Here is a 15,638-nt window from a genome sequence, read left to right as displayed (position 1 = left end):
CCCGGAGCTCTCCTTGATCAGCACACCTCACAGTGATGTGAGACGTATATTTTGACGCAGATCTAATTCAATATCAGAAGGAATACTTATATCCGATACTGAAACTACGATGTTCGTTATAGCTGCTAAATATTTGATCGGCCGTATTGAATCCCTTATACAATTCTTCTCTGGCATCATCCAGAATGTTTGTGGCATTCAGACTGATGGTTGAATTTCCATCTTCGCCAAAGGTTTTATTCAACGAGAAATTGAGGCTGTGATATGGCTGCGAATACACATCAGGGAAAAGTCCACCACCAACAGCAGTCAGGGTCTCTCCTTTTACATTGTAGTAGAACCCTGCATCCAATCCGTTGTCAGGATTATCGTATGTGAATCCTGCATTGATGATGTAGGGTGCCTGACCGGCCATATCCCGGGTATCGTCAACGTTCTGCCCATCTTTCTCGCCGTTTTTACGAGCCACATACTCCTGTTCGGTCATGTCTATCAATGACCTTACCAAGGTCACATTCGTGCTTAAACCAAAGTGACGTATGGATTCTGAGATGAAATTCAGTGACTTTCTGATCTCAAACTCTGCACCATATACCTCACCATTTCCTACGTTTCGTGGCTGAAACTCACTGGATGTCTGTTGCACCTGAATACGAACCAATTCAATAGGATCCTGAAAAGATTTATAGAATAAACTGGCAGAAAGCATTTCATTCAGTCCCAGATATTTTTCCCATCTCAGATCGATGTTATTAACGTAGGTTTCGGTCAGATTTCCATCCCAGTCACCAATGGCAAATAGTCCTCCATTAAAGATACGATCTGAGACCGGATCCAGGATCTGGGCAAACGAGAGCTCTTTGAAGGATGGACGGGCAATGGTTCTGGAATACGCAAACCTTAGATTTTGATCGTCTCCAATTTCGTAACTAAGATTCGCTGAAGGAAACAGATCGAGGGCATCCAATACTTTTTCATTATCCAGATTGTTTCCTGAACCTCCTTGTGCATATAAGGCATCCCGACCGGTGTGACGCTGAGTGAATTGCTCGGCCCGAAGTCCAACGTACACTTTCAGTTTTTCAAATGGATTGAATTCGTTGGATATATAAGCGGCATAACTGCTTACATTTGAATTGTAGGCATTCGGATTAGGGATCTGATTACCGGATTGGTAATAGATGTTACCTCCTCCTCCATAAAGGTTTTCTTCTACCAATATCTCAGAGGGATCTCCGGTAAAGGTTGGCTGAGAACCAAAGAATTGCAGGTTGTAGGATAATACCTCGTAATCACGTTCTTTGTACACAAAACTTCCGCCAAATTTTAGGCTGGCAGGAAGATCGAACAGATCATACTCCCGTGTGATGTCCAAACGATTGGCATAGTTTACTTCATCCATGTACCGCCAGATACGGCTTGGGAATCCACCGGCACCGGCATTGAATCGGGGATTTGCTCCCGTCAGTGAAAGCGTATAAGCCGTTTTGCGGATATCAGGGTTCGTCATAGACGACAGGGTTACAGCCGATCTCCAGTTGACCTCCCAGTTGGTATTATCAAAGTAATTGACCCCATTCAACATGAAGTTGGTAATACTTCTTTGACCGTACTCCAAATTATAAGAATCTGCGGTATAACCGGATTGACCCGGTGCATCCTGACTGTTGTCAATAAAGAAGTTACCGGCTGTACTTTCTCCATTCTGAAGATGCATGGCCGTAAGCTTATACTTTGAGTTGTCTGTCTTGAATGCTATACCGGTTAAACCGCCAAGAAGAACACTTTGCTCAGATAATGTTCCGTTTTGCCTTGTAGCATAGATCAGGTCATAAGCAGATGGATCAGGCTGATTCTGATACTCACCTAACTGATAATTACTGTAATGATTTGACGAACTTTTGTAAGTGAGAGACATGATGTAACCCAGCTTATTGTCATCAAACACATTGTACTGATTACCCAGTGTAAAGCTGGCACTGTAATTGGCAAAATTCGTTGATGCACTTGGACCTAAGGTTGGATTGAATCCATTCACAAAATCATACACTTCCTGACTTGAGTTGCCGCTTATAGGAGTTGGGATATTACCATCGCTGGCTCCGGCCGGCAGTTCTCTTGTTCCACTGTCAAACCCAAGAAAATCAGTGCTGCTGCCATCATAGGTCAAAAAGTCACTGTTGAAGTGCATATCCGGGTTGTAATCAAAACTGATCGAGAAGTCATAGATCGGTTCCTCCGGAAAGTCGATCGTTTCGATATCCACGATACCACCGGTAAAATTAGCCGGCATTTCGGCTACGGCTGTTTTTGTAATGACCATATTGTTGATCAGGTTGGTAGGAAAGATATCGATCTGAAGACTGTTTCTGTCAGGATCAAGACTTGGGATCTCAACCGAATTCAGCATGGTTTGTGTGTACCGGTCACCAAGTCCGCGTACATACACGTACTTACCCCCTTCCACAGAAACACCGGTTACGTTTTTGAGGGCCTCAGCCGCATCAGAAACTCCTATTTTGGAAAAGGCTTCGGCAGAAATTCCATCAATCACATTTGGTGAATTCATCTTGGCCGTCATTATGGCTGCTTCTGAGATGGTCACCCGTGAAGAGGTTACAACTACCCCATCAAGTTCGGTAATAGCCGGATTCAATCGAATGTTGCCAAGGTTGGTCACCTCGCCTTCCTCGATCTCCACATCTTCAACTTCTATGGTCTGATAGGAAATGTAGGATATTCTCAGTGTGTATTCTCCGGGATCCAGTTGCAGTTTAAACTTTCCGTCAAAATCGGAGGTCGTTCCGGTTCCTTCACTTTGAATGTATATGGTGGCACCGAATATGGGTTCGGCGGTTTCGTCATCAATAATGGTTCCTCTCAATGTTCCTTTTTGGGCAACGGCATTTACAGAGAAACTTAGTGCCAATACCATAATTGGCAGTAGTTGTTTAATCATTTTCATTTGTGCTGATCGTTTTATTTAGAGAAAATGGGTGTTATAAAAAATTGCTTGCCCTTCTTTATTGAAGGACAAGCAATGAACCAGGTCATCTATGTTTAAAGTCCAATGTCACTTAGTGCACCTGAAAGGTTGGCCCAGGTAAAGCCAAAGACGCTTACGTCTGCACCTACTGTTGCATTTGCAACGTCACCAACTACGGTCACTTCTGCATCAAGTCCACCAGTGAAGTAATCTTCAACTGAAAGGCCATCAGGTATAACTGCTTCGATATTTGTGATGGAGTATCCGTTGGTATTAGCCGCGTAATCCACATAGTCACTTGAGATAACGTGAGCAGCTGCACCTTCATTAGTACCTAATCCAAAGAAGAAAAGGTTACTCATGTTGACATCCGTGTTTGCGTCTACATCGATCATAAGCTCAGAACCATTGCCTTGCATGTAGATGGTTACATCCTGAATGGTGTGACCGGTACTGGTGTAGTTGCCTTCAGGTCCGTCAAGTTCGAAAGCTGAACCGGCAGGACTTACGATCACTGCATTATTAAGGGTACCTGCCCATGCCTGGTCTGAGTCGATAGAATCATCGCCGCTGTTCCATACAAGCACATTGCTCACATTTACAGTCCCACCAAAGAATTCAACACCATCATCCTGATTCGCTACGATCTCGATATTTGAAATTGATGTTCCGGTACCAACGCCACCAAGAGTCAGTCCGTTGATCTCATTTCCTTCACCAATATTGGCTCCACCATGGCGAATTGATATGTAAGAGATTGAACCTGAACTATCACTGGCATCATTTCCGCCGTAAAGACCGCTGGGATCAGAAGATGGGATCCCTTCGATCTGAATTTCAGTGATATCAGTACCTTCATTACTGGCAGAGATAGGTGCGTTACCCAGAACGATCACTCCACCCCATAATCCGTTGATGTCAGGATCTAAATTCGGGCTGCCAAAATTTCCGGCATCCACATCTTCAGGTGTGATCTCGTCAGCAACAGAAGTAAAGATGATAGGCTGTGTAGGTGAACCATCAGCCAGAATAGTGGCATCTCGGGCTACCAATAGAGCCGTTGCATTTGAACCGGTTCCAGCTTCTCCTTTTATGATCACTCCCGGTTCGATTTCCAGGGTGGCACCGGCTTCAACAGAAATTCTTCCGCCGAGTATATAAATATTACCGTCTTCCCAGACAGTATCTTCCGTAATGTTATCAGATACTACGATCGTGTTCTCTGCATCCGGTTCTTCCGGGATATCAGTTCCTGTGGTGGAATCGTCACTGCAAGATATTAGCAACATGGAAGCCAGAAATAATCCTGACAAGTAAGTTAATGTAACTTTGAAGTTCATGAGTTATGGATATTTTAAATATTGGATTTTAGATTTCTAACAGAATCAGATATTAAGTTTCACAACTTTAGATCAGACGTGATGCTGCTGTACTGTTTTCACGAGCCAAAATAGAGGTGGTACATTTATGCAATGTTACCCGTGAATTATCCTTTAGTTATCCGAACTTTATGCTAATGTTAAGAAGGGCACTCATTAGCTTATTTCGATGAAGGGCATAAAAAAAGAGACACTGATATGTTCAGTGCCTCTCTATAGAATTTATTTTTGAAGTAAGGCTTACTCTTTTTCTTCTTCAGAAGGAGCTTGCTCTTCATCAGGTTCTGTTTCCTCGCTAATGATCTCGGCATCCTTCGCTTCTTTTTCAGCTTTCGATGGTTTCTCATTACCATCATCTGACATTCCATTTTTGGAACTTTCGCTGCTTTTTTTCTCAAAGATCCCATCCGGATATTTCCCGTGTGGGCGGTCACCTAATAACTCTCTCAGGGCATGGTGATCAAGCACTTCTTTTTCAAGCAGGGTTTCAGCCAGTTTCTCAAGTTCACTTTTATGTTTCTTAAGCAACTCGATGGTCCGGTCGTGGTTCTTCTCAATAATATTTCGGACTTCCTGATCGATCTGTTGACTTGTCGACTCAGAGTACTTCTTATTGAAACCGTAGCTGTTCTCGGCATTTTGTGAATCTTTCAGGGAAATGTACCCCAGTTTTTCACTCATTCCATACTCAGCTACCATGGCAAAGGCCATCTTGGTAATTCTCTCCAGGTCATTTTGAGCACCGGTTGAGATCCTTCCAAAAATGATCTCCTCAGCCACTCTACCACCAAGCAGAGCGCAGATCTTATCATCCAGTTCTTCAGTGGTCATCAGGAAGCGTTCTTCCAGAGGTGTTTGCAAGGTATAACCCAATGCTGCTAAACCGCGAGGTACAATACTCACCTTAAGAACCGGATCGGTATGCTCCAGGAACCAACCGACAATGGCGTGACCGGCTTCGTGGTACGCCACGATCTTGCGTTCTTCCGGGCTGATCAGTTTATTCTTGCGTTCAAGTCCGGCTATCACTTTTTCAATGGAATCCTGGAAATCTTCCATCTGAATATTATTCTTTTCTCTACGCGCTGCCAATAGAGCAGCCTCATTACATAGATTCGCAAGATCAGCTCCCGCAAAACCGGGAGTTTGAGAAGCTAAAACTCTTAGATCGATATCGTTTCCGAGTTTAAGCTTTTTAGTGTGCACCTTCAGGATCTCCACACGTCCATTCAGATCCGGCTTATCAATCATGATCTGACGATCAAAACGGCCCGGTCTGAGCAGAGCGGAATCCAGGATATCCGGACGGTTAGTGGCTGCCATAAGGATCACACCCTTATCCGAGTTGAAGCCGTCCATTTCACTTAACAGCTGGTTCAAGGTATTCTCACGTTCATCGTTAGAACCCATAGCCATTCCGCGCCCACGGGTTCTACCAATAGAATCGATCTCATCAATAAATATGATACATGGAGCTTTTTCCTTGGCTTGCTTGAACAGATCACGAACACGGGCTGCTCCAACTCCTACAAACATTTCAACAAAATCGGAACCACTCAGGCTAAAGAAAGGAACACTTGCCTCTCCGGCAGTGGCTTTAGCAAGCAGGGTTTTACCCGTACCCGGAGGGCCTACCAATAAAACACCTTTGGGCAGAACGCCCCCCAGTTTTGTGAATTTCTGAGGATTTTTGAGGAACTCAACCACTTCCTCTACTTCAGCTTTGGCTTCCTGTAATCCGGCAACGTCCTCAAAGGTTACCTTAGTTTCCGTCTGCTGATCATAAAGAGAAGCTTTGTTCTTGCCAATATTCAGCACCTGCTGTCCCGGATTCATTTTTCTGAAAATGAAGATCCAGATCACAATGAGTACTGCGATCGGTATAAGCCATATAAAGATACCACTGAACCAATCTTCTTCGATCCTGACATCAAACTCTACATTGTTGGATTCAAGGATCGGCCGAATTTCATCGTTACGCAACATGGTGGTACTGAACTTTTTAAACTGTTCCGTACCTCCCGTGGTAGTAAAGGGATTGTTATTGTCAGATTGTTCTGGCCGGGAGATCACCCCATCTGAAAGCGCCTTGTCTGAATAGGTTCCCGTAATGTCCACACCGTTAGTGATCGTGATCTCAGAAACGTGTCCATTTTCTACATGATCCAGGAATTCACTGTACTTAATTCGGTTGCCGGGTTCAGCGGGAAAGAATAGTACCTGTGCCAGCAAGAGCACGAAAAACAAAACAAAAATACTCCAAGTCGGAAACTTTGGGGAATTTCCATTTCCCTTTTTCCCACCTGGCTTTATCGATTTTTTCTTTTTGGGGTTATTTTGCGCCATCAAATATTAGCTTATGAAATTTTTTTAAACTGTAATATACGGAACCTGATACTCAAATAAGTCGGCTTCGTTTTCTAATGTGTAAGTTGAAACGGTAGTTTGGCAAAAAACGTGCCATCCATCCTGTTATGACAAATCATCAAAGGAAACAAGATCCCCTTCTGCTGTCTGCATTTTCATCCCCTCTTCTTCAGGCCTCATTCTGCCAATTACCACAAAATCATTGAACTCTTTGGCAAACTTTTCTACTTCTTTTTCAGGAAGGGTAAACATAAGTTCGAAATCCTCACCGCCAAACAGCGCGTAACGATCAACATCTTCCTGCATTTCATCTGCCACCTGTCGGGTTTCTATGGCTATAGGTAAAGCTGCCTGATAGATCGTTGCCCCGAGTTCTGAAGCTTCACACATGGCATTTAGATCACTGACAAGACCTTTTGACAGGTCGATCATCGAACTTGGTACCAGGTTGTTATCTTGCAGACTGTCTATAAGGTCTTTTCTTGCTTTAGGAACCAACTGCCGTTTTACCACAAATTGATAATCACCTAATTCAGGCTGAACCGAATCATCTCCGTGCTCCTCCCAGAATTTCTTTTCCCTCATCAGTATCCTGAGGCCTGCCAAAGCACCACCCAGATCTCCGGTCACACAAATGGCATCGCCATCCTTAGCTCCCTTTCTGTAGCTGACCTTGTCTTCACCTACCTTTCCATAAATACTGACTGACACGACGAGATTGGCATGATTGGCTTTCATATCCCCACCTACTAACTCAACCTCATATTCTTTTCCTGCAGCATAAATACCCTTATAAAGGTCCTGTATCATTTGCACCGACATTCGGTTAGGAACAGCCAGGTTGATCAGCATGCTGGTAGGTTTACCGTTCATGGCATAGATATCGCTGATACCGGCTACCACGATCTTATATCCTAAATGATGAAAAGGAGTGTAAGTTGGATCAAAGTCCACACCCTCTACAAAAGTTTCTGATGATAATAGGGAAAGATCACTTTGAGATTCTTTGATAACAGCGGCGTCATCACCCACCGACTGTATTACATTCTCATTCTTGTAGGAGTCAAAGTTTGTGATCTTATCTAAAAGTCCTTTAGCGCCTATACTCTGAATCGTCTGAAATGAATCTGACATGAAATGTAGTTGGGTTAAAATAAAAAAAGGCACCTGCATCCGGAGATACAGTTGCCTTAAATCGTTATTCGATATGCTTAAGGTTCGCGTCTTGTAGAGTAGTTGATCCTAAAAGCACTCGCTTTTTTCAGTTCTTCCTGTACATCGGTGAGAAGTCCGAATTCAGAGCTCTCATCCACACGCAGCGAGACAATTAATTTTGGTTGTTCACGCAGCTTATCGTACATGAGGTTACGAATAGCTCCAATGTCTTCCACTATGGCATCGTCGATCTGAACTTTATCTTCACCAAGTTGATTACCCGGCAGTCGTTCAGGACCAATGTAGACATAAGAAAGCAATCGTTTCTGTTCGATCTTCTCGATGTTTTCAGCCTGTGTAAGGTTTACACGAACTTTCAGGGTCACTTCTCTCAACACAGTGGTTACCATGAAGAAGAAAAGCAACATGAATACAACATCGGGCATTGCAGAAGTTGGTACCTCCTGCTTACTTCCACCTCGTTTCTTCTTGAAATGTGCCATTAGTTATCTCCCGGTTCTGCGATTGATATTTTCTTAGGATACATATCAGTGATCTGGTCATACTGCGGGCTGTCATCCTGTAATGCACCGAATGGCACACCATAGTTGGCCCGTGATGCAGCATCACGTAATTCTTTATATGCTCCCATAACTTCATCCAGCATATCCACATAAATGCGATATGGTGTCTGACGTTGTGTTTTCACAGATACAATGGCCATATCCGGAGATTCGGATAAATTTGGGTCATTGGTTGGGTTGTCAATGAACTCTTTCAAGCGTTCTTTAACTTCTGTTAGTTGATACGGTTGGTCGTCCATCAACACGCGCCCTTCAGCATTCACCAGAATATTCATCAGGTTTCTCTCCTTGATGGGTGGTGGTTCCTGATCTTCTTGTAATGGCGGTGGTAACACCAAGCCAATACCGGTATCCACATTAATGGTTGTGGTTACCAGGAAGAAGATAAGGAGAAGGAATGCGATATCGGCCATAGATGACCCATTGATTTCAGCACTTTCCCGTTCTCGTTTCTTCAATAACATATTTGAGTCCTAACTAAAACTTAAATGTTCCACGAAGACCCGTCAGAGCGATCGTGAGTATCATGAAAGCCATCATAATAGTAGCGGTGAGAACTCCTGCTTTGGCAACTTCACCAGTTACGCCATAAGAGATCCCGAACACTACAAATGGAACGGCCATCATTCCGATTTTCTTATAATCCTGCTTACCGAGCACGAGGCTTCTGATTCCGGCAACTACCATCGTCAGAACACCCAGAACTATCAAACCGGCAGCAAGTCCTACACTAATTGTTTCCATTGTTAAATCCTTTTATTGATTGGAGTTTTGTTCAGTTTAGGCGTCGTTATCAGCCTTAGGAACAAGGTCTTTTCCTTCATTCAGAAGAATAATGGAATCAATAAGAGTGATGGAACTTTCTTCCATATCAGCGATCAGGCGGTCAATTTTAGATACACAATAGTTGTATCCGATCTGCAGAATGATACCCGCTATCAAACCACCGGCTGTTGTTAAAAGGGCTGTTTTAATACCACCGGCTACAATACTTGGAGAAATATCGGCAGCAGCTTCAATATCATCGAACGCCTCGATCATACCTACTACTGTTCCAAGGAATCCAAATAGTGGAGCAATGGCAATGAATAGTGACAACCATACAAGACCTCTTTCGAGGAAGCTCATTTCAATAGAGCCGTATGCAGAAATTGCTTTCTCTGCCGCTTCGATTCCTTCATCTGACCGCATTAGGCCGGCTTGGAATACGGAGGCAACAGGTCCGCGAGTTTGTGCACAAAGTTCTTCAGCAGCATCAACGCCACCTTCCTGAAGTGCTTCTTGTACGTTAACGATAAATTTACGTGTGTTGATGTCAGCAAGGTTGAGGGTAATAATACGCTCAAGGAAAATAGCGAGACCGAGGATCAATGTGATCAATACCGGCCACATCCATCCGCCATCGTTACCTTCGTTAAATTTTGCTACGACAACATTAAAAAACCCTTCGTCAGCAGGGGCTTGTAAAAGAAAAAGAGCAATCGACGATATCATGTCTACTCCACTAATTGTTTAATTGTTAAAGGCTAAGATTAATGAGCAAAAAGAATAGTTCATTTTAAACTAAATGTCAAAGTAACATCCTTCTTAAAAAATCTTTTTTACGTAATGTTACTCAATCTAAAAAATTATCTACCAAAGTGTTTAAACGGCATTTTTAATTTTAAAAATTTGCACTCACCACCACTTTTGCCACATGAATAGACGGTCGCCCGGTCACAGTTCTTCCATCATAGTTAATGGTTAACCGCAAGAGTTCACTGGCTCTAAGGCTACCAGTTACCCCCCAAATCAGATTATTACCTGCGCCGGTCCCTTCTGTTAGTTCATAGTTTCCATAAGAGGTTGACTGCCCCTTCAAGATGGTACTTCTGAACTCTAAACTGATATTAGCCTGTATCTTTTTCATTATATATGCGCGATGAACCGTTCTGACCTTCCATTGTTCAGCCTTTGTTTCATCTGCCTGTGCGAGATCTCTCTTATATATATAGGACAAACTCAGATCTGCATTCCAGTTTCTGTTGATAGTCCCATTCAATCCCGGCGAGACAGAATAACTTCTGATATCAAAATTCCGGTTCATGAGTGTATTGCTTGTTGCAGTATTTCGCCCTCTGTTAATATCGAACCTTCCCTGGGTTCTGCTGCCTAAATCAAAAAGAGAATTCACATATTGAGTGGTCATTTCCGTTTTCAGGGATTCCCTGCTGCGGCGGTTCAGGCTTTCGCTACTTGAATACCCTATTGATATATCTCCGCCTTCAATGTCCCCCAGCAGATCCAGTTCCTGCTCCCATCTAATCCTTCCAAATATCGTGGTTGAATCGTTTTGAAAATTCTGAAGCTTCAACAGATATATCTCTCCAATATCTTCGGTGGTTGAGTTTTCAGTGATATCGATCCTTGACCTCAAGCTCAATCCGCTGTACCACGTTTCATTATCTAAGCGGTTAAAAGGCCTGAACGTATTTAGGTACCGTGTATTCAGATCAACGACCGGTAAGAGTTCATCGTTTGGAAGGAACTGCCTGATATAGGTCCCCTCATTGATACTTACTTCCGGAAAAAACTCATCCACCTGCCTGACCCCATCATTATTAAGGTCATCCCAAACATACTGTCCGATCTCCGGCCCGACTTCGATATATGTCTCCTCAAGCAGTGCGCGCCGCTGGGTATTGGCCTCATAGAATACCTCTCCTTCAAACATACTCTCTTCTGAACCGTAGTCCGTCACTGACCGGACTAGTATTCCCTTTCGGATTGCTACAGACCCGCTGTTTAGAAAATCATCCGTGAATTCTTTATTCCTGATACGAACTTCATTAACCGTTCTGAAAAACCCTTCAGGATTTACGGATAGCCTGTACCGTTGCTCGATAGCCTCTGCTCTCTTTTCGAACCGATCATCCAGCACACCGGTCTCATTTCGATAAGCCACACCGGCATCAAGATCTATTGCCCGATATCCCAAATTAATTCCGGGACCTATATCGTAAAATTTTTCTGATTCAATCTTCAACGAATCTGTGGGAAGATCCCTTAGAATTCTGTTCTCATGCTCAAAACTCAGGTACGGAGTAATAAGGGTTGAACCGACCTCAAATTTCTTCGATAAACTACCCTGCTGGCGGAACCAGTTACCCTCTTCGTTAAGCTGCTGATCCTCACTTCGGATCCAATCCTGATCGTAAGAGAACATAAACCTATCAGGCAAACTTACGGATGCAGATGTCTGCTGCCTTTCACCCTTAAATTGGTTTAACTCAACGGTTCCATACCCGGCTATGATGGAAGTGGATGCTGCAGGTATCAGATTCAGGGAAATCTCATTTGCAATTTCTTTCCCCACGAATGCTCTGTTAATATTCCAGATCCTCTCAAATTCCACATCTCTGGTGCGTTCAAAAAATTCAAAATTTTGTCCGTTGTACCTACGGTTGAATTGAAGGTTCAGTTTGCCAAGTCTCGTCCGGGCTTCCTTTACATTAAATCCTGTGGTATAACCGATATCAGTATTATCGGCATCATCTTCGCTCGAAAACCGGTTGGCATCGTGATCACTGGTAGCAAACTCTCCAGTCAACTCAATGTGATCCGTTAGCTTGTAACCTCCTCTAAGTGCCACCATCTGTTTGCTTTCCGGTGCATCCAGTGTCCTGAAGGGAGTATAATCCCCATTTCCCTCACCCACCCATTCATATAAAAAACCATTCGTTTGACCCGTGGTTCGCTGATAATTCCCCTCCCCCTGAGGCACCTTTGTAAATTGCACTCTATATATAGAGGTTGGTGCCCCGGGCCGGTGTTCATATATCGTGAGGTTCTCTCCATTGACGGTGGTATCCACTTTTGTGTACATGACGAACTGCTCTCTTTCCTCTGCAGTGGCTATACGAGCACCGTCGATCACAGCCTCGTCCAGATCATCTCCTACTTGTTGCAGCAGGCTCACATCGGAGGGAGTCAGAGACCGCTGAGAAAGTAACTCATCACCGTCTGCCTGCCTGATCACCGTGGCCCCAATATCCAGTTTACCATTAAAAAGAGAAGTTTGCGTTTCACCTGCAATGGCTGTGTTGGTAAAATTCTGATCCAGGTACTCATATTCTATGGTGATCCTGCTTTCATCTGTAATGAGCTGCTGATTGGTAAAAGTTACTTCCCCGATCCCATAATCGATGATGTAATCATTTTGAGCTCCTCTACTCACCCTTTCACCATTTATGTACACTTGCTCAGTTCCGGCTAAGATGGTCACAAACTCCTGCCCGTTTTCATTCGTGAGGCGATACGGTCCCTGAACCCCATCCTGACCGCTAAAACGCATGGACCGGTAAGTACCCCTGACCACAGAAAATGCCGCCTGATATTCTCCATGATCCAGGTCTAAGGTTCCGGTGGCACCTTGCAACCTTCGATTGAATCTGGCAAAAGAACTCTCCGAAAGGCTCACGTCCACATCCCCCATGGCCACCCTGGAATTAGGAGCCTCGACCTCAATAAAGACCTTATCAAATTCCCTCAGGTTTTGGGTGGTTCCATCGGGTTGAATGGGAATACTTTGATCCGTCAAAGAGGCGTTGATATTTATGTTCTCGGTCAAAGCCCCTGAAAGTTCAAAATTCAAACCGCTTTCGAGAGAAAAATCCTGATTTGACCCCACTATAATTCCCCGGCTCAAACTACCGGATTGTCTGAGGTTTGAGGCGTAGGAATAATTCCTTTCTGTCTCATTTAAAAGTGTTTGGAGGGAATCCGGCTCAGTATAAAATGAAGGATCAACTTCTCTGGGTGTCAGATTTTGATAGGTTCGTGGAAGCGAGTAGGGCAATTCATGAAAACGAACCCTGACTTCTCTGTACAGGCGTACTTCATTATTTTTGGGGATGAGTGTCAATTCACCTTTCAGCTCGTTAAAAACCCAAAGCGAATCCCCAAGTATGTTATTCTCAACGGTGATCTCAAGCGTGCCCGGCACGACCCAATCTCCAATAAATACCGTGGTATCGTTAGGCAATGACCGAAAACTTAACTTCTGTTCAATGGTGGATTGTGCCCGAATTTCAAACGTACCAAACAGGCACTGCACCACAATGCAGAACACACAATATAATCCGTACCTGGAAATCCGCGCTGTCAGAGAATTCAGATTTAGTTAGCCGTTGATCAAGGCTAAAGCTTTAATCGGTAAGGGTCAACCGTTATCGGTTTTGGTAGGCTTGAAGTCCCTTATCCAGAAAGGCGACAAAATCTTCTTTTTTGCTATACCCCAGGCTTTGAGCGATCACCCTTTCCGTTTCCGGGTCCACAATAGCGTAAGTAGGAAGGGCCACATTCCCGGTCAGTTCAAACTGAAACATCTGATTTTCAGGACCATCAGGACCACCGTCGGTGTACAGTTTAACCAGTTCCATTTGGTCAAAACGCTCCACCACTTCAGCTAACGGAAACACATTTGATTCCATAGCCCGGCAATTTGTACATGTGTAACCCGTAAAATCGATGAAGATCGGCACGCCTTCTTCTATCGCCACTTCTTTAGAAGCTTCAAAATCCTTAGACCAGCCATCGTCAGCACTGCTTGAAGTACCTGAACCTCCCATGGTTCCGATCGATGCCACCAGGCTTACATCAGTAGCTTGTTTTGGAGGGAGAAACGCATCCCAAATGCCAAGTGAGGAGCCTAACAAACCCGGTATAAGGTAAAAGCTAAACAGGAAAAAAGGGATAGCCAGCAACATCCGTCCGGTTGAGATACTTTCCGGCTTTTGCTCGTGCTTCAGGGAGTAACTGCCCAGAAGGTACAATCCGGTTAACAGGAATATGGCGATCCATGCAGCGATCGTCAGTGGGCGTGAAACAACCCCCCACTCCCAAACCAGGTCCACATTTGACAGGAATTTAAAGGCTGCAGCCAATTCTATAAATCCAAGGATCACTTTAACAATATTCATCCATGAACCGCTTTTGGGTAGTGATTCCATCCATTTTGGAAAAATGGCTAAGATCACAAAAGGACTGGCGAATGCGGCAGAAAACCCGATCATCCCGATAATTGGATAGAACCATTCACCACCGGTTGTGGCAGCAAATACGCCCCCAACAAAAGGTGCCGTACAGGAAAAGGATACTGCACTGATGGTCAAAGCCATGAATAAGATACCGGCTACTCCTGAACTTTGGTTACTCTTACGGTTCAGCCAGTTAGTTAGCTGATGGGGTAATTGCAGCTCGTACATCCCCAGTAAACTGAAAGCAAATGCCACCAATACAAAGGCAATAAATAGATTCACCCATGGATTGGATGCAAAATTCTGAGCTCCTGATACTCCGAATACAGCGGCCAGCAGAATCCCCAACAGTGTGAATGTTGCTACGATCGCCACACCAAAAAGAAAAGCTTTACCCACAGCTTTCCCGCCTTCATCTTGCTTGGCAAAATAGGATACGGTCAGTGGTATCATCGGGAAAACACATGGAGTCAGCAAGGCTGCAAAACCGGCCAGAATAGCCAGCCATAAAAAGGAAAAGACGCCTTCTCCTCCAAGGGCTGATTCCTTGATCTCTGCTTCAGTACCTGAAAGTTCCGTACCGCTGCCATCATCCAAAGCCTCCGGATCAGGATCCGCGGCTACACCGGTTACCGTAACACCTGCCACGATCGATTTAGTGGTGGGTGGCAAACATACTTTGTCGTCACAGACCTGATAATAAACTTCAATATCCAGGTTTTGCTTCCCGGTTTCTGTGGTCTTGATCGCAACCGGAATGGTGAATTCAGCAAAGTTACTATGCCAGCCTAATTCGGCTTCAAAGTTTGGATCGATTTCAATATCGGCTTCCGATTCGGTAGCCTGACCAACGATCACAAAATTGTTGGATTTGGCTGAAAATTCGGTTGGGAAAGGCCCGGCGTCTTCATCATTAAGAATAGAATACAGGTGCCAGTTACCTTCGATGGAGGCATCCACTTTTACTTCGAATACCTCACCGGCTAATACTGAGTCAGGTACTTCTGATAGGGTGAATTTTACCGGATCGGGAATTTGAGCCTGTAAAAAAAATGGGGATAACATCAGAATGATGATCCCCATTAATTTGATTTGCAATGATTTCATTGAAACTAATTTCTGTCGTTGTTCAGGTTAAACCTGTTTATAG

General features: G+C 44.1%; 10 protein-coding genes. All 10 read right to left on the bottom strand.

What is annotated here, in order from left to right:
- Positions 1 to 73 precede the first annotated feature (73 nt).
- Complete coding sequence (locus C3B73_RS10865; protein ID WP_103665619.1) at positions 74 to 2,965, bottom strand: TonB-dependent receptor; 2,892 nt, start codon at positions 2,963 to 2,965, stop codon at positions 74 to 76.
- Between the two features lie 95 nt (positions 2,966 to 3,060).
- Positions 3,061 to 4,326, bottom strand: coding sequence for a hypothetical protein (locus tag C3B73_RS10860; protein ID WP_103665618.1), 1,266 nt, complete (start codon positions 4,324 to 4,326; stop codon positions 3,061 to 3,063).
- A 279-nt stretch (positions 4,327 to 4,605) separates the two neighbouring features.
- Positions 4,606 to 6,711: an ATP-dependent zinc metalloprotease FtsH gene (ftsH, locus tag C3B73_RS10855; RefSeq protein ID WP_103665617.1), complete on the bottom strand. Its 2,106-nt coding sequence runs from the start codon at positions 6,709 to 6,711 to the stop codon at positions 4,606 to 4,608.
- Between the two features lie 126 nt (positions 6,712 to 6,837).
- Positions 6,838 to 7,866, bottom strand: a complete 1,029-nt coding sequence (gene thiL, locus C3B73_RS10850) for a thiamine-phosphate kinase (RefSeq protein ID WP_103665616.1) — start codon at positions 7,864 to 7,866, stop codon at positions 6,838 to 6,840.
- Between the two features lie 77 nt (positions 7,867 to 7,943).
- A complete protein-coding gene (locus tag C3B73_RS10845) occupies positions 7,944 to 8,390 on the bottom strand; it encodes an ExbD/TolR family protein (protein ID WP_103665615.1) in 447 nt (148 codons plus the stop codon).
- A complete protein-coding gene (locus C3B73_RS10840; protein ID WP_103665614.1) occupies positions 8,390 to 8,935 on the bottom strand; it encodes an ExbD/TolR family protein in 546 nt (181 codons plus the stop codon). Before C3B73_RS10840 ends, C3B73_RS10845 begins: the two co-directional genes overlap by 1 nt.
- Before the next feature lie 13 nt (positions 8,936 to 8,948).
- On the bottom strand, positions 8,949 to 9,215 hold the full coding sequence (locus tag C3B73_RS10835) for a hypothetical protein (RefSeq protein WP_103665613.1): 267 nt from the start codon (positions 9,213 to 9,215) through the stop codon (positions 8,949 to 8,951).
- 36 nt (positions 9,216 to 9,251) lie between these two features.
- A complete protein-coding gene (locus C3B73_RS10830; RefSeq protein WP_103665612.1) occupies positions 9,252 to 9,965 on the bottom strand; it encodes a MotA/TolQ/ExbB proton channel family protein in 714 nt (237 codons plus the stop codon).
- 169 nt (positions 9,966 to 10,134) lie between these two features.
- On the bottom strand, positions 10,135 to 13,581 hold the full coding sequence (locus C3B73_RS10825; protein WP_157939482.1) for a hypothetical protein: 3,447 nt from the start codon (positions 13,579 to 13,581) through the stop codon (positions 10,135 to 10,137).
- Positions 13,582 to 13,678: 97 nt separating this feature from the next.
- On the bottom strand, positions 13,679 to 15,595 hold the full coding sequence (locus C3B73_RS10820) for a protein-disulfide reductase DsbD family protein (protein ID WP_103665610.1): 1,917 nt from the start codon (positions 15,593 to 15,595) through the stop codon (positions 13,679 to 13,681).
- Positions 15,596 to 15,638: the final 43 nt, after the last annotated feature.

This window comes from Gracilimonas amylolytica (assembly GCF_002911695.1).
Classification (GTDB): domain Bacteria; phylum Bacteroidota; class Rhodothermia; order Balneolales; family Balneolaceae; genus Gracilimonas; species Gracilimonas amylolytica.
The sequence above is the reverse complement of the archived record's forward strand: the minus strand, read 5'-3'. Positions and strand labels throughout refer to the sequence as shown.